The 22260-nt window shown below is 48.9% G+C and carries 23 protein-coding genes and 4 pseudogenes; all 27 read right to left on the bottom strand.

Annotated features, from left to right (window positions below):
* Position 1: 1 nt before the first annotated feature.
* The gene (locus tag LH51_RS12575) at positions 2-817 is read right to left on the bottom strand and encodes a MinD/ParA family protein (RefSeq protein ID WP_036522590.1); all 816 of its coding nucleotides are present in this window, start codon (positions 815-817) and stop codon (positions 2-4) included.
* A complete protein-coding gene (flhF, locus tag LH51_RS12570; protein ID WP_052063751.1) occupies positions 817-2265 on the bottom strand; it encodes a flagellar biosynthesis protein FlhF in 1449 nt (482 codons plus the stop codon). Before flhF ends, LH51_RS12575 begins: the two co-directional genes overlap by 1 nt.
* Before the next feature lie 41 nt (positions 2266-2306).
* Positions 2307-4408: pseudogene (gene flhA / locus LH51_RS12565) on the bottom strand (flagellar biosynthesis protein FlhA).
* Positions 4409-4545: 137 nt separating this feature from the next.
* The gene (gene flhB / locus LH51_RS12560) at positions 4546-5682 is read right to left on the bottom strand and encodes a flagellar biosynthesis protein FlhB (RefSeq protein WP_036522588.1); all 1137 of its coding nucleotides are present in this window, start codon (positions 5680-5682) and stop codon (positions 4546-4548) included.
* A gap of 3 nt (positions 5683-5685) precedes the next feature.
* Positions 5686-6468: a flagellar biosynthetic protein FliR gene (gene fliR / locus LH51_RS12555; RefSeq protein ID WP_036522586.1), complete on the bottom strand. Its 783-nt coding sequence runs from the start codon at positions 6466-6468 to the stop codon at positions 5686-5688.
* A 4-nt stretch (positions 6469-6472) separates the two neighbouring features.
* The gene (gene fliQ / locus LH51_RS12550; RefSeq protein ID WP_036522585.1) at positions 6473-6742 is read right to left on the bottom strand and encodes a flagellar biosynthesis protein FliQ; all 270 of its coding nucleotides are present in this window, start codon (positions 6740-6742) and stop codon (positions 6473-6475) included.
* A gap of 14 nt (positions 6743-6756) precedes the next feature.
* Positions 6757-7500, bottom strand: coding sequence for a flagellar type III secretion system pore protein FliP (gene fliP, locus LH51_RS12545; protein WP_036522583.1), 744 nt, complete (start codon positions 7498-7500; stop codon positions 6757-6759).
* Positions 7500-7760, bottom strand: a complete 261-nt coding sequence (gene fliO, locus LH51_RS20100) for a flagellar biosynthetic protein FliO (RefSeq protein ID WP_268746571.1) — start codon at positions 7758-7760, stop codon at positions 7500-7502. The genes fliP and fliO overlap by 1 nt, the downstream gene beginning before the upstream one ends.
* Before the next feature lie 166 nt (positions 7761-7926).
* A pseudogene (gene fliN / locus LH51_RS12535) lies at positions 7927-8300 on the bottom strand (flagellar motor switch protein FliN).
* A gap of 84 nt (positions 8301-8384) precedes the next feature.
* Positions 8385-8558, bottom strand: coding sequence for a FliM/FliN family flagellar motor switch protein (locus LH51_RS24815; RefSeq protein ID WP_442934837.1), 174 nt, complete (start codon positions 8556-8558; stop codon positions 8385-8387).
* 174 nt (positions 8559-8732) lie between these two features.
* Positions 8733-9193: pseudogene (locus LH51_RS24810) on the bottom strand (flagellar motor switch protein FliM); the annotation flags it as partial.
* A gap of 187 nt (positions 9194-9380) precedes the next feature.
* Entirely contained in the window at positions 9381-9785 is a 405-nt protein-coding gene (locus LH51_RS12525; RefSeq protein ID WP_200881996.1) for a flagellar basal body-associated FliL family protein, read from the bottom strand.
* Positions 9786-9968: 183 nt separating this feature from the next.
* Positions 9969-10658, bottom strand: coding sequence for a flagellar hook-length control protein FliK (locus LH51_RS12520; RefSeq protein ID WP_036522581.1), 690 nt, complete (start codon positions 10656-10658; stop codon positions 9969-9971).
* A complete protein-coding gene (locus LH51_RS12515; protein ID WP_036522579.1) occupies positions 10636-10827 on the bottom strand; it encodes a hypothetical protein in 192 nt (63 codons plus the stop codon). The genes LH51_RS12520 and LH51_RS12515 overlap by 23 nt, the downstream gene beginning before the upstream one ends.
* Positions 10800-11765, bottom strand: a complete 966-nt coding sequence (locus LH51_RS12510) for a hypothetical protein (protein WP_036522577.1) — start codon at positions 11763-11765, stop codon at positions 10800-10802. The genes LH51_RS12515 and LH51_RS12510 overlap by 28 nt, the downstream gene beginning before the upstream one ends.
* Positions 11766-11824: 59 nt before the next feature.
* Positions 11825-12271: a flagellar export protein FliJ gene (gene fliJ, locus LH51_RS12505; RefSeq protein WP_036522575.1), complete on the bottom strand. Its 447-nt coding sequence runs from the start codon at positions 12269-12271 to the stop codon at positions 11825-11827.
* A pseudogene (gene fliI, locus LH51_RS12500) lies at positions 12268-13657 on the bottom strand (flagellar protein export ATPase FliI). The gene fliJ and the pseudogene fliI overlap by 4 nt, the downstream one beginning before the upstream one ends.
* Before the next feature lie 10 nt (positions 13658-13667).
* Positions 13668-14408, bottom strand: coding sequence for a flagellar assembly protein FliH (locus LH51_RS12495; RefSeq protein WP_036522573.1), 741 nt, complete (start codon positions 14406-14408; stop codon positions 13668-13670).
* Between the two features lie 4 nt (positions 14409-14412).
* Positions 14413-15408: a flagellar motor switch protein FliG gene (gene fliG, locus LH51_RS12490; RefSeq protein WP_036522572.1), complete on the bottom strand. Its 996-nt coding sequence runs from the start codon at positions 15406-15408 to the stop codon at positions 14413-14415.
* Entirely contained in the window at positions 15401-15697 is a 297-nt protein-coding gene (locus tag LH51_RS24335; RefSeq protein ID WP_327124945.1) for a hypothetical protein, read from the bottom strand. Before LH51_RS24335 ends, fliG begins: the two co-directional genes overlap by 8 nt.
* The gene (gene fliF / locus LH51_RS24330; RefSeq protein ID WP_327124944.1) at positions 15691-16524 is read right to left on the bottom strand and encodes a flagellar basal-body MS-ring/collar protein FliF; all 834 of its coding nucleotides are present in this window, start codon (positions 16522-16524) and stop codon (positions 15691-15693) included. Before fliF ends, LH51_RS24335 begins: the two co-directional genes overlap by 7 nt.
* Entirely contained in the window at positions 16445-17017 is a 573-nt protein-coding gene (locus tag LH51_RS24325) for a hypothetical protein (protein WP_327124943.1), read from the bottom strand. The genes fliF and LH51_RS24325 overlap by 80 nt, the downstream gene beginning before the upstream one ends.
* A 56-nt stretch (positions 17018-17073) precedes the next feature.
* On the bottom strand, positions 17074-17436 hold the full coding sequence (gene fliE / locus LH51_RS12480) for a flagellar hook-basal body complex protein FliE (RefSeq protein ID WP_036522570.1): 363 nt from the start codon (positions 17434-17436) through the stop codon (positions 17074-17076).
* Positions 17437-17635: 199 nt separating this feature from the next.
* On the bottom strand, positions 17636-18163 hold the full coding sequence (locus LH51_RS12475) for a 3'-5' exonuclease (RefSeq protein ID WP_081960803.1): 528 nt from the start codon (positions 18161-18163) through the stop codon (positions 17636-17638).
* Between the two features lie 99 nt (positions 18164-18262).
* Entirely contained in the window at positions 18263-20095 is a 1833-nt protein-coding gene (locus tag LH51_RS12470) for a putative nucleotidyltransferase substrate binding domain-containing protein (RefSeq protein ID WP_036522568.1), read from the bottom strand.
* A 35-nt stretch (positions 20096-20130) separates the two neighbouring features.
* A complete protein-coding gene (locus tag LH51_RS12465) occupies positions 20131-20568 on the bottom strand; it encodes a hypothetical protein (RefSeq protein ID WP_036522566.1) in 438 nt (145 codons plus the stop codon).
* A complete protein-coding gene (locus LH51_RS12460; protein ID WP_268746570.1) occupies positions 20568-21734 on the bottom strand; it encodes a sodium:solute symporter family transporter in 1167 nt (388 codons plus the stop codon). The genes LH51_RS12465 and LH51_RS12460 overlap by 1 nt, the downstream gene beginning before the upstream one ends.
* Positions 21735-22260 lie beyond the last annotated feature (526 nt).

The raw sequence follows: 22260 nt of genomic DNA, 5'->3' as shown, positions 1-22260 counted from the left end.
GTTAGTGCCGCCTGACCAGCTGCTCAACAAAGAACTCCAGATGACCACGCGGTGTTTTTAACACCGGCCAGTTATCCACCTTGCTCGCCAACTGCCGGTAAGCAGCCGAAGCCTTACACCCTGAAAACGCTTTTAAAACAGGTGTTTGTTTCTGTACAGCCTTTCGAACAGCTTCATCATAAGGGATTGATCCAACGTATTGAAGCGTTACATCTAAAAACCTGTCAGTAACTGTGAGTATTTTATTAAACATGTTACGCCCCTCGGTTTCTGAATGGACCATATTCGCCAGTATCCGAAAATGTGTCATCTTATGATCACGATTCAACATCTTAATTAAAGCATACGCATCGGTAATTGACGTAGGTTCATCGCAAACAACAACCAGTACCTCTTGAGCAGCCTTGACAAAACTAACCACAGACTCAGATATGCCCGCAGCCGTGTCTATGATCAGGATATCCATCATATCGGCAATATCATTAAATGCATGGATCAATTCAGCATGCTGATGTTCTGATAAAGCCGTCATGGCCTGCGTTCCTGAAGATGCCGGAACAATAGACATATTCTTATCGACTTTCACCAGCACCTCAGCCAACGAACAACGCCCATCCAGCACATCAGAAATATTCTTTTTTACCCGCAGCCCCAACAGCACATCCACATTGGCTAACCCCAGATCGGCATCCATTAACACCACACGCTGCCCCATCTCACTCAGTGCGGCTGACAGGTTGACAGATACGTTGGTTTTACCTACGCCACCTTTACCACCGGTTACGGCAATCACTTTTACTGGATGCGCTTGTTTCATCAATTCTTAACCCGCCCTGAACATTTGACTGCCGGACTCAACACCGGTTCGGAACCTGCATCCTGTGCGGCAATCACCGCTCGACTGACTAAGTCCTGACGCTGCGCCACAATAAGGTCATCCGGTATTTTTTGCCCATCTGTTACATAAGCTACCGGCAAGCGTCGCTCTACCGTCAATGTCAGAGCATCACCAATGCTACCTGACTCATCCAGCTTAGTGAGAACACAAGCGCTGAGGTCAAGCTCCTGATAATTAGCCCAGGCTTTCTCTATTAACTGACGCTGACTTGAGCAGGACAGTACCAGCAGTTTTTTCAGACGCACCGAGACAGATGCCAACATCTGTTTCTGCTGCACCCCCTCCGGATCACCCGCGTTCATTCCAGCTGTATCAATCAGTACCAGGCGTTTACCTCGCAGAGAAAGCAATACCTCATCAAGGTTATGGTTTTCATCCACCACACGAACCGGAACATCCAGAATACGCCCAAAGGTTTTCAACTGTTCATGAGCCGCAATCCTATAACAATCGGTTGTCACCAATGCCAAGCCTGAACTGCCATGCTGGAGTACATAACGCGCCGCAAGCTTGCCGATCGTCGTGGTCTTACCTACGCCCGTCGCTCCCACAAAAGCGATCATGCCACCACGGGCAATGTATTCCTCTCCAACTACCGGCACGGAATCTGCCAAGCGCGCCAAGGTATTTTTCCAGGCATCTTCAGCGCTAAGATTCGGCTCAATACTCGCGGTCAACTGCCTAATCAGACCCTCACCAAGCCCTAATGAGCGCAATCGCGCATGCAGAGGTGCTTCAGGCGCAGATTCTGATACAGCTGGCGATGGAGCCGGCTGGCGATGGCCCTGAGCTAACTGCTGCTCCATCAGTGTTCTGAGCTGATGAATTTCCTGCTGCATACTTTTAACCAAGCTGGTGGACTCTGCATCAGCATGCGTCTGCTCATCCGGTTCACTGGCTGAACCCCAAAGATTATCTGGTTCATAGGCGTGCTCACTGGAAACCTCTTTACGCGCCTGCTCCTCCTGTCGTGTTTTCAACGACTGTAAAATGAACCGCAGATCCTCATCTTCTTCAGCATCTATCTGTCGATTAACCGTCTGACTAACCTGTGGCTCAGGCTGCTCAGCCCGACGACGCGCTTCGGATATACGCGATTGAGCGCGTCGAAGCTCCGATGCCAGACCATCATCAGTTACCCCTCTGGCGGGAACAGATGCAGCCGGACGATTTTTATGCTGAATAGTCTGCTGGTTACGTCGAAGCTCAGCCTGCGCCAGTTCGTAATCTTCCTCACGGGCCGCAACAACCTCAACACCACCGGCGACGCGATGATTGGAGATAATGACAGCATCTGCTCCAATCTCATCTCTGACCCGCCGCATTGCCTGACGCATATCCGGCGCAAAAATGCGCTTAACCTTCATAACAAATCCTTATTAGCCAGCTGCTAAAAGCCTGCATACCTTTAGGCATTGCCACCCCCGACTGTCGCCACGATCGTTACTCGCTTATTTTCCGGTATCTCCTGATACGACAGCACATGCACCTGATGCTCGCCATAGCGCACAAACCGGGCCATCAGTGGCCGAATCGGAGCCGCTACCAGTAACACTGATGGCTTACCCATCATTTCCTGTTGCTGGGCCGCCTGACCCAGAGAGGTCTGCAGACGTTCAGCCATACCTGGCTCCAATACCAGTGTTTCATCACTCGGACCGCCCTGCTGCATCGAACCCAGCAACATCTGCTCCAGCGATGGGTCCAGCGTAATCACCGGCAACTCCGGATCAGAGCCATTAACACTCTGCACGATCAACCTTGACAAGGCGATCCGCACAGCCGCCGTCAGCGAAAGTGGATCCTGTGTACGGTCCACAGCTTCAGCCAAGGCTTCTGCGACAGAACGAAAATCTTTCAGAGAAACCTGCTCCATCAACAGGTTCTGTAATACTTTCAACAGTACACTGATTGACAGTTTCTTGGGTATCAACTCTTCAACTAATTTCGGTGAAGACTTGGTCAGCATATCCAATAACTGCTGGACCTCTTCATGACCCAGAAGCGCATGTGCATTACTCTGCAAAATCTGATTCAAGTGCGTTGCGACTACTGTACTGGCATCCACTACAGTATAACCCAGAGTTTGAGCATGCTCCTTTTGACCTTTTTCTATCCACACCGCGTCCAGACCAAATGCCGGATCTTTAACCGAGACTCCTTTCAGGGTTCCAAACACCTGCCCCGGATTAATGGCCAACTCACGATCTGGATAAACATCACCTTCACCACTAATCACCCCCATCAGAGTGATTCTGTATGCGCCAGGCATCAAATCCAGATTGTCACGAATATGCACCGATGGCACAAGAAAGCCAAGATCCTGAGAGAGCTTTTTACGCACCCCTTTAATCCGGCTCAACAACTGCCCTCCTTGCATTTTGTCAACCATGGGTATCAGGCGATAGCCACTTCGAGCCCAACCATATCAACCGGCATTACATCATCCCAGTCAAGATCTCTGCGTTCATCAGCCTGCTCTGGTTCCGCAGTATCAACATCAGTCACAGACAATTCAGATGCCAATTGCTGTTGACGTCGGACAATTAACCAACCAGTTACACCAGCTGCCGCAGCAAGTGATACAAATGCAAAATGCGGCATGCCGGGTACAATACCCATCAGGAAAATAACGCCGGCGGCAACAAAAAGCGCCCGAGGAGAGCCAAACATCTGGCTAAAGACTGAGTCCCCATAGCCTCAGAAGAGTTCGCGCGGGTCACCATGACAGCTGCCGCCGTTGACAGCAACAACGAAGGAAGCTGCGCCACCAGGCCATCACCAATCGTTAGCAATGAATAATTACGCATCGCCGTACTAAAATCCAGGCCATGCTGTATCATCCCGATTCCCAGTCCGCCTAGCAGGTTAATGATCAGAATCAATATGCCGGCAACTGCATCACCACGAACAAACTTTGATGCACCATCCATCGAGCCATAAAAGTCAGCCTCCTGTGTGACCTCCTGTGACGTAATCGGGCATCATCCTGGGAGATCAATCCCGCATTCACATCAGCATCAATCGCCATTTGTTTACCTGGCATAGCGTCCAGAGTAAACCGTGCACTCACCTCAGAAATACGCCCGGCACCCTTGGTCACAACAACAAAGTTGATAATAACCAGAATCATAAAGACCACGATACCAACAACGTAATTACCGCCAACAACGACCTCACCAAAGGCCTGTATTACCTTGCCTGCTGCAGCCCCCCTTCATGACCATTTAAGAGCACAACACGGGTTGATGCCACATTTAAGGCGAGCCTAAGCAGAGTAGCCGCAAGCAAGATGGTAGGGAAAACAGCAAAATCTAATGGACGTAAGGCATAGATACAAACCAGCAGAACAACGATTGAAAGCGCAATATTGAAGGTAAAAAATACATCCAACAAAAACGTTGGCATTGGCAGGGTAACCATCGCCAATACCACAAGTAACAGCAACGGAATACCCAAGTTCCCCTGACTGATACTTCTAGCATTCTGCAGAATGGCTGCTCTATCCACGTCACCTACCGTCAAATAAATGTCAAAACAAACTAACTACCGATTACACCATCAATAGACCTGCACGCATTGTACAGAATGCGTCAACTTAATGACATATTTATAGTCTTTTGTATTTAATGCAAAAAATACGCCAGCTATTCATCACGGCGCAGATCATCTGGAATATCCAGCTGATGGTCTTTGGGAGGAGGATTTGCAGGCCCGGATTTTCCGGTGTCTCTAAGCTGGAATACGTACGCCAATACCTGGGCTACTGCCGTATACAGCCCGGAAGGAACTTCTTCATCAATTTCAGCCGCATAGTACAATGCACGAGCCAGCGAAGGTGCCTCAAGCACGGCAACATCATACTCCTGCGCCACTTCTCGGATCTTTAGCGCCATAAAATCGACACCTTTGGCAACAACAATCGGTGCATCACTCTGACTCTGATCATAACGTATCGCAACGGCATAATGGGTCGGGTTGGTAATAACCACGTCGGCAGTTGGCACTTCTTTCATCATCTTACGCTGCGACATTTCATACTGCAGCTGACGAATCTTACTTTTCACCTCTGGCTTACCTTCGGTGCTCTTCATCTCATCCTTGATTTCCTGCATGGTCATTTTTAGTTTTTTATTATAATCGTAGAGCTGATAAGGGACATCAATCAGCACAATAGAGATCATTGCGGCACTGATTACCAGAAAAGCCCAGGCCAATATAGTAACGGCATGTGCCATAGCCGGATTAACGGCTTCTGCCGTCAGACCGATCAACTCGGGGCGTAACAAATAAATAGCAAGAATTGCGATAGCGCCCACTATCACCACTTTACCCACAGCCTTAAACAACTCAACCAGCGACGTTATCGAGAACATGCGTTTGAAGCCAGCAATCGGGTCTAGCCGACTCCCCTTTGGCTGCAAGGCTTCGCCGCTAAAATTCCAGCCACCCAGCGCGGCTGCTGAAAAAATGGTTGCCAATAAAACCAGCAGAAAGAAGCCCCATAAACTGAAAAAAGCATCAAACAGGGAAATATAAAGGTGTTGTGCCATATAGGCAGGATCAGCAATAGCCTCACCACGAAGAGAAAAATTGAATTTGAACACACCCAGCATCGCCGATGCGACGCCCGGCCCAAACAACAACGCCGATGCAGCAGATGCCATCAGCAAAGCCAGGGTACTCAACTCTTTCGAGCGTGCGATATCGCCTTTCTTTCGCGCATCCTGAATGCGCTTTTGCGTAGGCTCCTGTGACTTTTCCTGACCAGTATCTTCAGCCATAGATCACCCGCTCAGTGGAGGCAACAAGCTATGCACAAAATCCAGCATATAATGCGTTGTGCGTATGTAGTGATCATAAAAAATTGGCAGATAAATCCAATGCATAATCAAGCCCATCAACATGGTAAAGGGGAAGCCAATGGCAAATACATTTAACTGTGGCGCCGCCTTAGTCATCACACCAAATGCCAGGTTAATAATCAACAAGGCCGTAATCGCAGGCAATGCCATCAACAATGCCGCAGCAAACATCCAACTGAGGGACAATACTACCCGCATAAACACCTCACCATCAAAACCGCCCATTCCAACCGGCAAGGCATAAAAACTCTGCGCCATAATTTCCATCATCACCAGATGACCATTCATAGCCAGAAATAGCAGAATAGCCATCATGGAGTAGATCTGTGCCACAACAACTATTTGCACACCCGTACTGGGGTCGGTCATAGAAGCAAAACCCAACCCTGATTGCATCGCAATCATCTGCGCACCTGCAATAAAGCTCTGAAACAAAAATTGCAGCGCAAACCCCATTATTGTGCCGATGAGAATCTGATGCAGTATAACCACCCAGGTCTCGAGTGATAAAGGATCGTATGAAGGCATCTCTGGCAGGATTGGCACCAGCAGGAAGGTAACCGCCAGCGCCAAACCCAAACGCACCCGCACTGGTACCATTTGTGTACCAATGATCGGCATTGACATAAAAAATGAGCCGATGCGAAATAGCGGGAAAAGCACGCCTGCTACCCAATACTCCAGATCAGCCAGAGATACAAACACTGTATTAGCCTATTAGAATCGGGATATTCATAAACAGATAGTTAAACAGATCCAGAATCTGTGTGACTATCCAGGGACCAAAGTACATTAATGCCAGCAAGCTGACGATCAGACGTGGGAGGAAGCTGAGAGTTTGTTCGTTGATCTGTGTTGCGGCCTGAAACACCGAGATAATCAAACCCACAACCAGGGCAGGCCCAACAATAATAGCAACAAACTTGATAATCAACCAAAAAGCACTGCCATAAAGATCCAGTACGGTTTCAATCAACACAGACTGATCCTCCGCTAGATGCCAAAGCTTGCCGCCAGCGTGCCCACCACCATAGCCCAGCCATCTGCCAGCACAAACAGCATGATTTTAAAGGGTAAAGACACTATGACAGGTGACAACATCATCATACCCATCGCCATTAATACACTGGCCACTACCAGGTCAATTACCAGAAAAGGGATAAACAGCATAAAACCTATTTGAAAAGCCGTTTTTAACTCACTGATCACAAACGCGGGTATAAGTATACGTAACGGCACATCTTCAGGACTTTCAACACGTGGCGTATCAGAAATACGCATAAACATATCCAGGTCGCTCTCCCGGGTGTTGCCCATCATAAACTGATGAAATGGCCTCGAAGCTGCTTCCAGTGCCTCCATACTCGTCAGCTCTTCAGCCAGATAGGGCTGCACAGCCGCTTCATTAATACGATCAAATACCGGGGCCATAATGAAGAAGGTCAAAAAGAGTGCTAATCCAACCATCACCTGATTGGAAGGTGTCTGCTGCAAGCCCAGCGCCTGCCTTAAAATAGCAAATACAATAATGATACGGGTAAACGAGGTCATCATCATCAGCATTGCTGGCAGGAATGTCAGCAATGTCATCAACGCAAGAATTTGCAGTGTTACCGAATACTCGGTATTACCATCCTCGTCAACACTCAAAGTGATTGCCGATATTCCCTGATCAGCATGGGACAAAGAAGGTAAAAAACACAGCAGCAGAGCCAGCAACCAAAGGTAGCGCGCCATTATTTGCTCCGCTTCTGTATATATTGACTTAGCTTTTTGGAAAATGCGGAATCTGTACCACTCTCCAACTCTATTACCGGCTGATCAAAGCTCTTTAACAAGCTTACCTGCCCCTGAGCGACACCCAGTAGCAGTTGCTGCTCACCGACCTGTACCAACACGGCACGCTCACGATTACCTAAAGACATAGCCGCCACAACCCGAAGCTTCCTGTGCTGTCCCGGCAGCAGTGTTACCTTACGCAACAGCCAGGCAATCAGAAAGATAGTACCAAAACCAGGCCGAGCCCAAGCAATAGTTGCAGGATCGATGCAAGACTCATGGGGTCACCACCGGAATAGGCAAGAGAAGGGGCAGACTGACGTTCAGCCTCACTCCAGACTAGCGGACTAAAAAGCAACAGGCACAGCGCTAAACGGAACATAGCTATTTAAGACGCCAGATGCGTTCCTGTGGACTGATAACATCAGTAAGCCTGATGCCATAATGGTCATTTACAACCACCACCTCTCCATGCGCAATCAAGGTACCATTGACCTTCACATCCAGTGGTTCGCCAGCAACACGGCTAAGCTCAAGGACTGAGCCTGATTCAACTGCAGCAGGTTGCGGATAGCAATTTCTGTCCCGCCAACTTCAACCGTTAGTTTTACCGGTATGTCGAGAATAACGTCCAGCTTGGCATCATTAACTGGCGAGGACTCATCTTCCAGCTCAGACAGTTCAACCGCTTTTACAGCGGCCTGGTCCGCCTCACCTTTCGGGTCTGCGGCATCATCGCCACCTACCTGCTCTTCCATAGCGGCCGCCCACTCATCTGCCAGAGCTTGCTGGTCTACATTGGTATCGTCTTCACTCACGCACTCTATCTCCGGACTTACACATCAGTCATTATCATGCTGGATTGTTTCGACTATTTTTACTGCAAGATTACCACGTGACGCCCCCAGTTGGCAGGTGTACATAGGCAAACCATTGGCACTCAGTGTGAGGTGGTCAGGTATATCCAGAGGAATTACATCACCTTGTTCCATCGCCACCACATCTCTTAGTGTCATCTCCCGCTCAGCTACCAACAAATCCAGATTGAGACGTGCACAAACAATATCCTTCCGCAGGGAGTTCAACCAACGCTCATCGGTTTCATGTTCACTACTCTGATAGGATGACATCAGTTGATCACGAATTGGCTCTACCATGGAGTAAGGCAGCGTGACGTGAAAATCACCATTTCCACCTTCAAGATCAACCTGGAAGGTATTGACGATGACCACTTCACTCGGACCGACTACATTTGCCATAGCCGGGTTTAGCTCATGAGATATCTGCTCAAAAGCAACTTCAGCAACGGGTAGCCAGGCTTCACGCAGATCATGCAACAATTGAGTCACTGTTTTATGAACCAGCCGTGTTTCTGTTGGGGTAAAATCACGGCCTCGATTTTTGCATGCCGCCCATCACCACCAAAATATTGATCGACCAGCTTAAACACCAGCTTGGCATCAATAATAAATAATCCCGTACCACGCCAGGGGTGAACCTTCATGAGTGACATGCTGGTAGGTACATAAAGTGTATGGATATAATCACCGTACTTCATTACCTGCACGCCACCTACGGTGACATCGGCTGAACGCCTGAGGAGATTGAACAAGGTCACCCTGGCCAGACGCGCAAAACGCTCATTAACCATTTCCAGCGTAGGCATCCGCCCACGCACAATACGCTCCTGGCTCGCCAGATCGTATGGGCGGACACCACTGCCGTCATCATCTTCGGCCTCATCGGAGGTATCCACATCGCCATCGTCAACGCCATGTAACAGGGCATCGATCTCATCCTGCGAAAGTAGGTCTTTGACCGACATGGTTACAGCTCCATCACTGCATTACAAAATTGGTAAACAGCACGACTTCAACACCTGCAGAGCCACCCCGATCTTCAATCAGGCGATTAACCAGAGCGGTGGCTTCATCCTGCAAAGCGCGTATACCCTCTACGCTACGCAGTGCTTTTGAGTCGGCTGTGGTAAACAACGTATTTAACCGTGCGACAACCAATGGCATATGCTGGTTTAACACCTGCTCAACAGCTGGATCACGTGTTTTCGCTTCGGCATAGATTTGCATAAAATGGCGATTGCCATCTGGGTTTTCCAGCGAGGCCACGAACATCGGCCGCCCTTCCAACGTACGTATTTTGATATAAATCGCCTCAGGCTGTACGTTTTCAGTTGCCATATCGGCTTCTTCTTCGTTACCTGAAAGTAAAAAAAAAGGCGGCACCCCCTGCTATCAAGACCAGAAATATAGCGGCAGCAATGATTATAATCAGTTTTTTCTTGCCACTTTTCGGCTCGACTGTCGTTTCGCCCTGAGCGTCTTCGTCAGCCATTGACTCCCCCTGTTATTTGGCTACAAATTACTGCTGCTAATATACCACAGTGTGTTTATAACAGGGGAACAGCTTCAGGCATAATAATCAATAAGCCCTATTTTACGCGCACCAGCACGCGAAACTGGCGCATCACCTAAATCATCGCCCATACCCCCAGCAAAACTATTGCCTGCGGTATCACGTTTTTCTTTATCTGCTCTTTCCTGAGTCGATTGATCCTCTACGGAAGCATCAGATAAATTTAATCCCTGCTCGGCAAACATCTCACGCAAGCGCGGCATACTTTGTTCAAGCACCTCTCGTACAGCCGCATTAGGGGCACTGAAAGATAAAGACACTTGATCTGAACCATGTATTTGCACACGGATACGTAAAGAGCCTAATTCCGGCGGGTCCAATCTTACCTCAGCAACACGCGGTCCCTGTTGCGCCATCATCACCGCACGTTCTCCCAAAGCTTTACTCCAGGCTGGATTCAGCATTTTCTGCATCAAGGCATCCTGTGCATTTTGCGCCTGAGGCATTGGAGCCTGAACTTGCTGCTGCGCAGGTATAGCCATACGCAGCGCTTCAGCAGACTGGGCAGGGTTATTCTCAGTACGTGCGGTAGCGGTAGAACTACGCTCATCAGTTACAACGGCCCGCAATCTGTCACTCAAGGCTTGCTCAATTGATGTTGAGCGCCCCTCCGTCATCGCTGCATCCGAAATAGCTGAAACACGCTCTCCCGCTGATATTTCAGTAACCGGACGATTTGGCATAAAGGCTCACGCACAACCCCAGTAGCCAATTCAACACGCTTGTCACGGTCTTTATCTGTTTCACGCTGCCCCCTGGGCGCTCGGGCGGCAAGGCCACGCGGTCAACTTTTTCCCCGACATCAGCCGCCTGACGCTCAGCCGCTAACTGCTGCACTGTCTGATTGAGCATACTAACCGGCTGATCAGGCGTCTGTGCATTTGCAGCGTCTTTACTAACTCCAGCACGCGCTTCGGCCTGTTCCTCTGCAGGTACTCCCCCTCTGCCAAACGGGAGGAGTCAGCTTGACGTCCCGCTGACGCCATAGCGGCTGCTTGCGCCTGATCAGACGCCAGGGTCGCAAATACGCCATCAGATGCTTTTGCCCTATCTTCAGCAGCCCCTGTTTCAGCCTGTAACGCGGTTCGTGCCCGACGAGCTGTCTCAAGCTCAGCCCATAGTTGCCGAACCATCCGTTCAGCCTCTGCCATCTCTTCAGTTGATAAAGCTTCAGGCAAAGAAGGCTGTGCAGATACAGGATTTTGAGTTTCTGGTGCAGCGAGCTTTTGCTCCAGGTAGCTGATCAGTGTATGTTTTGCTTCTTGACTCAGCGGCAAAGGGTCATCACGCGAAGTAGAAGGGCCTGCTTCGGATACATCAGTTGGAGATTCGAGCAGTGCTTTTAAATACTCCAGCAGGTCGGCATCACTCACATCGGCATCCGCTAGGGTACCTGACTCATCAAGGACGATTTCCTTATCAGGCTCTGCCTGCTGCAACCCCAATCGTAACAATTCCACTGCCGACTCAATCAAATCAGTGTCATCATCACCCACTTGCTGAAGTAATTGATCCAGGTTTTGCAATAGCTGCTCAGCCGTCTCAGGCGGCAATTTAATGCCGTTATCAACGCCCTCCATGACCAGCTTTTGCCGTGCCGCTTCATCAGCCAATGGCATCAATTGCCCTTGAGCAGACATGCCCATCCACAAGGTATAAAAGCCACCCGGGTCGCCAGAGGGTGCCGCCACAAGCGCTGCTCCTGACTGCATCGGCATAGCTGTATTGGCGCTGGGAGAGGGAGAAAGTAAACCGCCCAGTAATTGCATGGCAGAAGTTGGGGATGACATGTGCAGCTCCTGAAAGTCGTTATCCAGTTTAGTTACTGCAAAAAATGCGCCAAAGCAGTTTAAATACCGAAGGACCTGTTTCGCTGAGAACGCTCGTCCGTTTCCTGCTGTTCACGTTTATCACGCATATACTGTTCATCCAGCCGGGCTTTATCAGTAAGTTTTTCAATACCTTTAAAGCGCGCATAAACACTCTGCCAATACTGCTTGACCTGCTCCAGTTGCTGCCGTGCAACCCGGATGGTTTCATGCTGCTGCCGCAGCGCGTGCTCCAAACGTCCGATAAATGCCTGGTGTTGTTGCAAGGCATTGGTTGTCATACCCTGCTGGCCTGCCAGGGTAAACTGCTGCTGATACTCCAGCATGTAATTCTGCAACTGAATCAACTGCGCTTCTGCCTGCTGGAGGCGCTGCTGACTGTCCGCAAGATAACGATCCGCCGTTTCCCGCTGACGCCGGGAAAGATCCAGCACCACACCCAAGCGCTGAGAGCGGGGTTTATTCATCGCCGATCACCCTTTGACACACCGCCACGCATACCCTGGGAAGGAGTATTCATTGACGGCGATGGCATACTCATCGACATAATTAATTCCTGTGTAGAGCGTTCAAGATCAAAGGATTCCGTCATCCCCTGCTGCAAATAGGCCTGTAAAACCGGCAACATATCTATTGCGCGATCTGTTTGTGGATCACTGCCACGCACATAGGCCCCCACAGCTATCAGATCAGCATTTTGCTGATAGCGCGAAAACAGGCGTTTGAACTCAAGTGCCTTAGCGAGGTGTTCCGGCTGAATAACCTGAGGCATGACACGGCTGATAGAAGCCTCTATATCTATGGCCGGATAGTGCCCCTGCTCGGCCAAGCGTCGAGACAGCACTATATGCCATCTAAAATAGCCCTGGCCGCATCTGCAATCGGATCCTGCTGATCATCACCTTCCGTTAGTACAGTATAGAAGGCTGTAATAGAACCCGCACCCTCCTGTGAATTCCCTGCTCTTTCAACAAGGCGCGGCAAACGTGCGAAAACCGAGGGCGGATAGCCTTTAGTTGCAGGTGGCTCACCTACAGCCAGCGCAATCTCACGCTGAGCCTGTGCGTAGCGGGTAAGCGAATCCATCAACAGCAACACGCGCTTACCCTGAGCACGAAAATATTCGGCGATACGTGTCGTCAACTCTGCCGCTCGCAGGCGCATCAACGGCGAGTCATCCGCAGGTGATGCCACAACGACAGAGCGTGCCATGCCGTCCGGCCCGAGACTGTGATCTATAAATTCACGGACTTCGCGGCCTCGTTCACCAATCAAACCCACCACAGTGATGTCAGCCGAGGTATAGCGCGTCATCATACCTAACAAGACCGACTTGCCAACACCACTACCTGCAAACAAACCCAAACGCTGACCACAGCCGACTGTTAACAAACCATTAATTGAACGAATACCGACATCCAGGGAGGTATCAATGGGGTGGCGTGACAAGGGGTTAATAGTTTCGCCCTGCATAGGCACATAGCGTTCAGCATCAAGCTCACCCTTGCCATCGATAGGCTGGCCAATACCATTAATGACCCGGCCCAACAAACCAAATCCTACTGGCACTAAACTCCCCGTACGCTGTGGAATCACCCGGGCGCCCGGTTGCAAGCCTTCAACGCTAAATAATGGCATCAGTAGATCCGATCCCCGGAAAAACCAACCACTTCCGCTTCCGAGTACTGCCCTTTAATCACCTCGATTTTACAGTAATCGCCCAGCGCAACTTTCAAACCAACCGCCTCCAGCGTCAGTCCAATCAGGCGCGTAATACGTCCACTGACTTCCGGATAAGCGGGGGTAAATAAGGCTGGATCCTGTAAGTGAGACTGGTGCTGGAAGAGTGGCATATAATCTCCGTTATTGCGGAGCTGTGGGTTTATACTTCCCCAATGCAGCCGACAATTGTTCTGCTATCTGCTGTAAGCGGGTTTCCACAGTATGATCTACCCGGCTATTTTCAGTAACCAGACGACAACCACCCACAGTAATGCTCTCATCAGATACCAGCGTAAAGGCTTCACGTTGAGCCAATCGCTCCAGTGCATCCATATCTGCAGGATTTACCTGGACCTGGCAGCTTTGTGTTGTCGATGGCAGTTCACTCAGGGCAGCGCTGACAGCCTCAACAATATGCACCTCAGTGGCTTGCAGTTCGGCATGCACGACCGCTTCGGAAAAACGCAAAACCAGATTACTTAACAAGCTTTCCAGAGCTTTTTCCTGTTCGGCAATAGGTTGCCGGAAAGATGCCTGCAGACTATCCAGCAATGCCAGCTGTCGACTGATTTCCGACTCGCCAGCCTCCAAGCCCTGTGCATGGCCTTGCTTATAGCCATCGGCTTTTCCCTGCTCGAAGCCCTCTTCGCGTCCCTGCGTAAAGCCTTCTTTAAATGCATCTTCACGTATTTGCTCAATCTCCGCCAGGGTCAGCTTCTCTGCAGCCACATCTTCATCAACCACCGTCACTGTTTCTTCCTGATAAGCTGTCTGAAAGGCAGAACTCTGAGGCCCACCGTCCATTTCAGGTAGCGCCCAGGCATTCAGACGTCGCGCTTCGGCAGCCGGTATTCTGACGGGGAAGAGCTTATCGGCTTTCATCGGATCAGATCATATCATCTGAACTGCCCAACGTTATCTCACCTTCATCGGCAAGTCGTCGGGCAACATTAAGGATCTCTTTCTGTGCAGACTCCACTTCACTAACTCGCACAGGTCCTTTAGCCTCAAGGTCATCACGTAACAACTCAGCGGCTCGCTTGGACATATTTTTAAATATTTTTTCCTGTAATTGCGAGTCTGCTCCCTTGAGGGCCACTACCAGCTGATCTGTCTGAATTTCACGCAGAATAACCTGAATACCCCGATCCTCAACATCCAACAGGTTATCAAATACAAACATCAGGTCAGAGATCTGATTGGCCAACCCTTCATCAGTTTCCTTAATAGCATCCATCAGTTCAGCTTCTATCTGCGTATCAATAAAGTTCATAATATTGGCTGCCGACTTCACCCCGCCCAGACGTGTCAACTGAGTTGAGCGTGGGCCACTGAACTGACTTTCAAGCATATCATTCAGTTCCTGCAGAGCTTGCGGCTGAATCTGGTCCAGGGCAGCAACACGCATAACAATATCCAAACGCACTTTATCATCAAAAAAACCAAGCACACTAGCGGCCTGATCCGGCTCCAGATATGACACTATAACGGCCTGAATTTGCGGGTGTTCAAAGCGGATAATTTCAGCAACCTGCCGGGCATCCATCCAACGCAGCGTATCCAGACCAGAGGTATTGGTACTGAACAAAATTCTGTCAATCAGTGTTTTAGCCTTATCTTCACCCAATGCCTGATTCAACATAGCGCGAATATAACGGTCATTATTAATACCAATACCGGTCTGATCACTCACAACATCCAGAAAGTCCGCAACCACCGATTCCACACGCGACTGAGGCACATTATCCAGTCGAGACATAGCTTCGCCGATCTGCTGCACTTCTTTAGGTCCGAGATGCTTGAGTATTTCAGCCGCATCACCTTCGCCCAGACTGATCAGCAGCACAGCAGCCTTTTCAATATCGCTCAACCCGTCACTCACGCTCTACCACCCACTGTTTAATTGCCTGAGCTACACGAGCCGGATCTTCTGCCACCATACTGCGAATTTCATTCAACTGATAATCAAAACTATCATTAGGAGTGACCATGGCGGCAGACTCAGCACCACCAAAAGTCACTTTATCATCCGCAATTCCAGAACCATCCAAGGAATCCAGTTCTGCAGAAATTTGCCCTGCAGGCCCCAACTCATTAGTGGAACGACTGCCCCCAGCTGTAGAGAGGTGTTTGAGTACTGGACGCAGAATTCCCAACACAAGAATCAGCACAAATACACCAGCACCCAGTTGCTTGAGCAAACCTGCTGCCAGAAAGCAACATCCACTACCTCATATTCCTCTGGTGGAACAAAGGCTGAGTTAATCACATTAACGCTATCACCTCGCAATGCCGAAAAGCCTACGGCATTCTGCACCAACAGGCGCAAGCGATCCAAATCCTCTTCGGACCAGGAAGTTCTGCTCAACTCCCCCGTCTCTGCATTAACATTAGTCAGATCATCAACGACCACCGCTACCGACAAACGTTTGACGCCCCCCATCTGCTGACGGGTATAACTGATGCTTCGGTCCAGCTCAAAATTACGTGTCGCCTGATTTCGACTGGTTCCGGCACTTCCCGCACCAGCCATCGCTCCATCGGCTCCGGCAATTTCCGGCACAGCGACCGGACCTGGTGGCTGATTAGCTAACGCACCCGGGACACCGGCAGCCACATCACCAACTTCTCGGTGCTCCTCCATAACCTGCTCACTTCGCAAAGCTGGCAAATCAGGATTGTAGACCTCACTGGCTTGCTCCACTTCAGTAAAATCTATATCAGCGGATACTTCCGCTCGGAAATTACCCAACCCGACAACTGGCTGTAAAATGCTATTCACCCGGTTAACCAGCGTATCTTCCACTTGACGCACATATTCTAACTGCCGGGCTGCCAACACCACATCAGAGTCAGCATCGCGAATGTTCAGTAAACGGCCGCGCTGATCAACTATAGTTACATCTTTAACATCCAGCTCAGGGATACTGGACGCCACAAGGTTGGCAATAGCGGCTACCTGGTCCCGCTCCAACTGACGCCCAGAAATGAGTTCCAAAAACACGGATGCCCGAGCTTGCGCTGATCGCGTATAAATACTGTATCTTTGGGGATAGCCAGATGGATGCGGCTGAGCGCACTGCCATCATATTAGAAATAGTACGAGCCAGTTCACCTTCCAGGCCTCGACGATAACGGGTTGTCTCCATGAACTGACTGCTGCCCATACCGTGATCCTGATCGAGCAACTCAAAACCTATGGTTTTATCCGCGGTGAAGCCATCTGCTGCGAGTTGCAACCGGGCAGTATGTATATGCGATTCCGGTACCAGAATCGCACGCCCATCCGCATCGAAGCGGTAGGGGATTTTATTCACGCGAAGCTGCTCTATCACCTCATTGGCATCAGAGAAACTTAAGTTGGCATAAAGCATCCGATAGTCAGGTTGCTGTGACCAAAGCACTACAGCAAAGCCAATGGCAACGCTTGCTGCCAATCCAATCATTAAACCCAACTGACGCAAAATCCCCAGGCTGTTGAACCCAGCCATGAGACCGCCTCTTGAATTTAATGAACCTGCTGTATTTTCCATTTATACCAACTCAGTTAGATAGGCATCTTAGAGACATCTTCATAGGCCTGAACCAGACGATTACGTACCTGCGTCAAGGCATCGAAGGAAATAGACGCTTTCTGCGCCTGAATCATAACCTGAGGTAGATCAATACCTGGATCACCGCGCTCATACGATTCGCGCAACTGATTTGACATTTTTTGATTTGAATTTACTTGATCCACAGCCGATTTAAGTAAATCCGTAAAGCCGCTACGCTCGGATTCCTTGACGGCATTTCCAGGTGCATCAGGTCGCAAGCCTGGCATATCGATCTGGCGCGCAGCCTGCTGCATATCAGACCGCATGGAACGCATTTGCGCCAGAACACTATTGATATCAGACCTCTCAATCATGTTCAGACCTCGTTGAGTAGTGGCATTATTTTGACATTATAGCGCCATCATTCATCAACAAGAAGTCGACAAGCAAAAATATGACAATTTTTTGTCATATCAACGACAAAACCCGGCACTATACATACTAAAATGCAAAAAGCAGGCCAAAACCTTATTTAGGAACAAAGATAGGTCGAACATGTATAAAAAGGCTGAACTAGTCAGCCAAAGGAGCGCCAAATTTCAGCCGCACATACATCAACGCAACCGTGATAGCATCGCCAAGTGCTGTATGACGTTGAATAATCGGAATATCGAGTTTTTTGGAAATAGTATCGAAACGCAGATCCACATCACCACCCACTGTCTTCCATTTAATGATGTCATGATATACGTGGGACAGCTCTATGGCTTTGTTAGGCAGACCAAAGCCATATTTTGGCCGGATATACTTGTCCAGCATGCGAATATCATAATTGACGTAGTAGCCAAGAATCGGGCGGTTGCCAACAAACTCCAACACCTGCTCCAGCGCATCATCGAGCTCTATACCATCAACCAGATCGCTGGCACGAATTTTGTGAATCTTGATAGAATCCCCAGTCAAAGAAGCTGGAGGTTTAAGCTTAATATCCAGGCGCTCACTGGTAATCACCCGCCGCCCACGTATACGTACGGCGCCTATGGACAGAATTTCGCCTTTTTTGACATCCAGACTGGTAGTTTCACAATCTAGCGAAACCACCTCATCCCCCTTATAGGATTCAAATAGATGGGCATAGGGCTGTCCCGAAACTCTCTACGCTCTTTAAAGCGCCGAATTGTTCTTGGAATAATCATTTTATTATGAGCCTATATGATAACGCGAAGCTAGGTACTTCTTGAAATCTTTAACAATTCTTAACGCATCTCTAAGCAGATCGCGTTCCAGCTTATTGAGTCGCTGCAGATCTATCGCATTAGGTGTTTTATCAACACCATCTGTACTCTCTTCTACGCGCTGAATCTGATGTTTCAGACGTATCTGAACAAACAGCGACAAGGCCTCTGCCAGATTTTCACCCACAGATTTACGCAACTGCTGCATTTCCACCAAAGCTTCAATACGCTTGAAGGTATTGGTTTCCAATATACGTTGCTCCAGTGCCATAGTACGAACACCATGCACAATCGGGAAAATACCACCTTTTTTGATATCCAGCATTCCCTTGTCTTTCAGGTTACCAAAAAAGGTCAACGGTGTATCAAAGTTCAAAGCCGCTTTGGCAAAATGCGAAAAAAAGATATCGTTATCTTTTATACTCCGCAGGAAAGCATTCCTTGCCACCTTAAACATCGCCGCATTACCGGCAAGCGGCTTCCCATCGACGGCAATCGCTAACTTCATTACCGATTCACCGTCAAATTTTTGACTCCAGCGACTTAGCTTTGCCGCCCACTCATCGGTGGAGTTAACCCATTCTGGATTGGATACCATAATATTACCTGGACAGGGAGGAAAGCCAAATGAGATTAAAGTCTCACTAAACTTCTGCATCACGGCCTGCATTTCTGGCCATTCCAGACCATCCCTGAAGATCAGACCATTATCCTGATCTGTTTTCATTATCTGCTCACCGCGCCCTTCTGAGCCCATAACAATCAGACAAACATGCGGCCGCATGTCGTTAGGAATCACCAGATCAAACAACTTGGATATAATTCTGCCATTCATTGCAGCAAGCAGCTCCATAGTGAAACGGATCTTCACCCCGGTTGAAATCAGTGCCTTAATCAGATCGGTCAAGCCTTGCGCTGCCTCCCTTAGGTCATCAAGGGTTTGTGCACGCTCAACGCGCAAACCAATAACATGTGAATGGCTGGAAAAATGGCTGAGCACATCAGTAAGTTCAACAATACCGAACAACTCAGAACCACGCATCACCACCACTCGCTCTATCTGCTGCTGCGTCATCATAATCAGTGCATTAAACAAGTAATCCTGCGGATCTGTTGTGATCAGGCGATAGCTGGCTATTTCTGAGACATCTGACTCCAACGGCATGCTCTTAATGATCACCGCATCAAGCAGATCCGTCCCTGTAACCATACCGTAGCGATTACCTTTCTTGGCGAGTACACAGTCTGCTTTCATCTCACGCATCATCCGCGTAGCTTCAAGGATGGATGTTCCCTCAAGCACAATAAGCGGCTCCCGGATGGTACCGTCTTCAATACGCGCCAGCATAAATTCAGCCATATCCTGATTTTGCCCATGCTGAGCAACAATCTCTCGCTTGGCTGTCAGGTTTTGTTGAAAATAATCAGCGAACAGTGCATTACTAGCGATTAAATCCATTAAGGTACGGGTTGGCAGTACATGGCAAATTGTTTCTTCTACGGCAATAAAGTTATGGATCGCCTTGCCATTCAGGACTGACCAACCACCAAAATAGTCTTCATCCTGATAATGGACAAACACACTGGCAGCCGCATCATTATTAACCAGTTCAGAACCGTCACTTTCCCCCACCTTGCCTTTGAGTATAATAAATACGCCTTCCGGCACCTCACCGGCGACAATAATGGTTTCGCCTTTCTGGAAATAGGCAATGTCCAGATTGTTATTAAGAACCGCCTGTTCTTTCTGACTCAACAGACTAAAGGGCAGATTATCCATATTAAACGATTCTGACATAGTGACTCCTGTTGTTATTATTCAAAGTGCGGGGCTCACTCTTTGATACGCGAAACTACCCCTTGCAAAAAAACAGCGATTAACAGCGAAACACCAAAGTTCAACAGCATGGCACAAGCTCCAAAAGCTTCCAGTGAAATCGCTGGCACCTGACCTGTATGAGCTAAATGCTGATTAAACCAGAAAACATACACCACACTACTGATCAAGCCAGTCAGCATGCCAGTTAATACTGCATAGGGATGCAGTCCGGGTTTTAAGATTAGCAATAGCGTAGCCGGAAACAAGGTTGCGGCGACCAGTGCAATCACCTGATTCATCAAATCAACCAGCGAGCCGGGTAGTATTAATGCGAAGGCACCTGCTATAAGCAACATAACCACGGCCACCATCCGCGCCAGCTTAAGCTCAACCCGTTGCGTCAAGCGTCTGGAAAATAACTGCACAGCGGCAGACTGGGCAGTTGAAACCATCAGAACGACAGCACTAGAAAGGATTGCGGTAACGATACCCACACTAACAAGGCCAATAACCCACAAGGCATAGAGGAGACTTCCGGGATTAAAAACAGACGCAACTCTTCTGCCACATACAGCTCAGAGGGAAATCGCTGCTGCAGAGGCTCATAAACACCCGCTGCCGGATTAAGCAAGAGACGCTCCCCAGACAAACCGACTTTATCGCTATACTCAGGTATTAAGCCTACAAATGGCTGACCAGCAGCATATTGTACTTTGCCATCCTGAGTATGATCGTACCAGGCCAGCCTTTTACTCTGCTCCCAGCTGTAAAACCAGTCAGGCATACGACTATACGCAGTACCTTCATTTTGTTCACCGTTGACAGTCTGAATCAGACGCAACTCCCCCATTTCAGCCATAAGCGGCATGGAAGAATAAATTAACCCAAGAAACACCAACATCCACACGGCACTGTGACCAATATCGGTTGTCTTTTTAACTGACTGATAGCGCAGTAACAGGTGAGGCAGCACAGCAACACCCGCTATCAACGACACTAGCAATAACAATAAATCAGCCATACTCCGCTGAGAGGCTTGTAGCGTAAAGCCCAACTGCTGTTTTAAGCTATTTAGCGATTGTTGAAACTCAAAGTTTGAACCAGAGTAAAAGCTACTGCTGAAAATTACACCAAAACGCTGATCAAACTCACCAACCAGGTAAATTGCCAGAATCATCAATGCACAGAAAAGGATGCAATATTGCAACATTTGCACCTGCGTCATGGCTTGCATGGATCCCAGTACAACATAAAAAAATAACAGCAACATACCAATCATGACACCGGCCTGTATAGATAGCTGCAAGTGTCGGGAAAAAATTAAACTCATCCCGCGTAATTGCAAAGCTAGCAGCAAGGTGCAGACTACTACTACGATGAATAACACCAGGAGACCTAGCAAACGGGAACTGTAACCTGCTCCCAGATAGCCCGACAAACACAAGCGACCTGAATGAAACTGTGCAGGCGCTATCCACAACCCCATTACAACCAATCCAACCAACCATCCTGTCAGTATTATCTGGCCATCCTGTGGATTAACAGAAAGTAGACCAAAAAACCCCAGAAAGGTGGCAGCGCATAACCAGTCAGCCGCCGAAGCCATCCCCCTGGCCAGGGTGACGAACTGCTGCTAAGTGTGTAAAAGTCACCTTTAGATCCACTGCGGCCGGATACCATCACTAACAGATAAAATATGACCGTTGCGCCGACTAAAAGATATATAAACAGATCTGCTCGCATCAGATCATCCCCTGGGCGTTAACCAGCATTCAAGGCTAATCTAACAAAGCCCATTCAGCACCGATAGCCGGACTTTAGTCTCAGCGATACTCAGCGTTGACAAACCGCTTTATAGAGCTTGCCTGAAGGCTCAAGTGTACGCAACTGAGTTACATCGGCTTGCCGATCTTCTGTTAGAGGCAGCACTTCAGCGGTATCACAGTTGAGCAAGTGCGCCCGGTGGGTGACGTGGTCAATATGCTTTTTTTTCAAAGCGGTAGAGCATAAATTCAACCAGCGTAGCGTCTTCCGTATCATGCGCAATCAGGTTGTTGGTATCCACAACGGTAAAAGCGATAGTCATTGGATAGTAATAGGTCCAAGGACGCCAGAACACTTCATCGCGTTCAGAAGAAATCACC

Origin of the sequence: Nitrincola sp. A-D6 (genome assembly GCF_000764495.1) — a bacterium.
Taxonomy (GTDB): domain Bacteria; phylum Pseudomonadota; class Gammaproteobacteria; order Pseudomonadales; family Balneatricaceae; genus Nitrincola.
Note: the sequence above shows the minus strand (reverse complement) of the source record. Positions and strands in the feature narration are given on the sequence as shown.

Bases quoted from the DNA above. Each gene is read 5' to 3' on its own strand.
- LH51_RS12575 (WP_036522590.1), bottom strand. From the start codon at position 817: ATGAAACAAGCGCATCCAGTAAAAGTGATTGCCGTAACCGGTGGTAAA.
- LH51_RS24815 (WP_442934837.1), bottom strand. From the start codon at position 8,558: ATGACACTAAGAGATGTGGTGGCGATGGAACAAGGTGATGTAATTCCT.
- flhF (WP_052063751.1), bottom strand. From the start codon at position 2,265: ATGAAGGTTAAGCGCATTTTTGCGCCGGATATGCGTCAGGCAATGCGG.
- LH51_RS12515 (WP_036522579.1), bottom strand. From the start codon at position 10,827: ATGCTCAATCAGACAGTGCAGCAGTTAGCGGCTGAGCGTCAGGCGGCT.
- LH51_RS12495 (WP_036522573.1), bottom strand. From the start codon at position 14,408: ATGAAAGCCGATAAGCTCTTCCCCGTCAGAATACCGGCTGCCGAAGCG.
- LH51_RS24325 (WP_327124943.1), bottom strand. From the start codon at position 17,017: ATGGCTGGGTTCAACAGCCTGGGGATTTTGCGTCAGTTGGGTTTAATG.
- fliE (WP_036522570.1), bottom strand. From the start codon at position 17,436: ATGATTGAGAGGTCTGATATCAATAGTGTTCTGGCGCAAATGCGTTCC.
- LH51_RS12465 (WP_036522566.1), bottom strand. From the start codon at position 20,568: ATGGTTTCAACTGCCCAGTCTGCCGCTGTGCAGTTATTTTCCAGACGC.
- LH51_RS12520 (WP_036522581.1), bottom strand. From the start codon at position 10,658: ATGCCAAATCGTCCGGTTACTGAAATATCAGCGGGAGAGCGTGTTTCA.
- fliJ (WP_036522575.1), bottom strand. From the start codon at position 12,271: ATGAATAAACCCCGCTCTCAGCGCTTGGGTGTGGTGCTGGATCTTTCC.
- LH51_RS12510 (WP_036522577.1), bottom strand. From the start codon at position 11,765: ATGTCATCCCCAACTTCTGCCATGCAATTACTGGGCGGTTTACTTTCT.
- LH51_RS12470 (WP_036522568.1), bottom strand. From the start codon at position 20,095: ATGTCAGAATCGTTTAATATGGATAATCTGCCCTTTAGTCTGTTGAGT.
- flhB (WP_036522588.1), bottom strand. From the start codon at position 5,682: ATGGCTGAAGATACTGGTCAGGAAAAGTCACAGGAGCCTACGCAAAAG.
- fliP (WP_036522583.1), bottom strand. From the start codon at position 7,500: ATGGCGCGCTACCTTTGGTTGCTGGCTCTGCTGCTGTGTTTTTTACCT.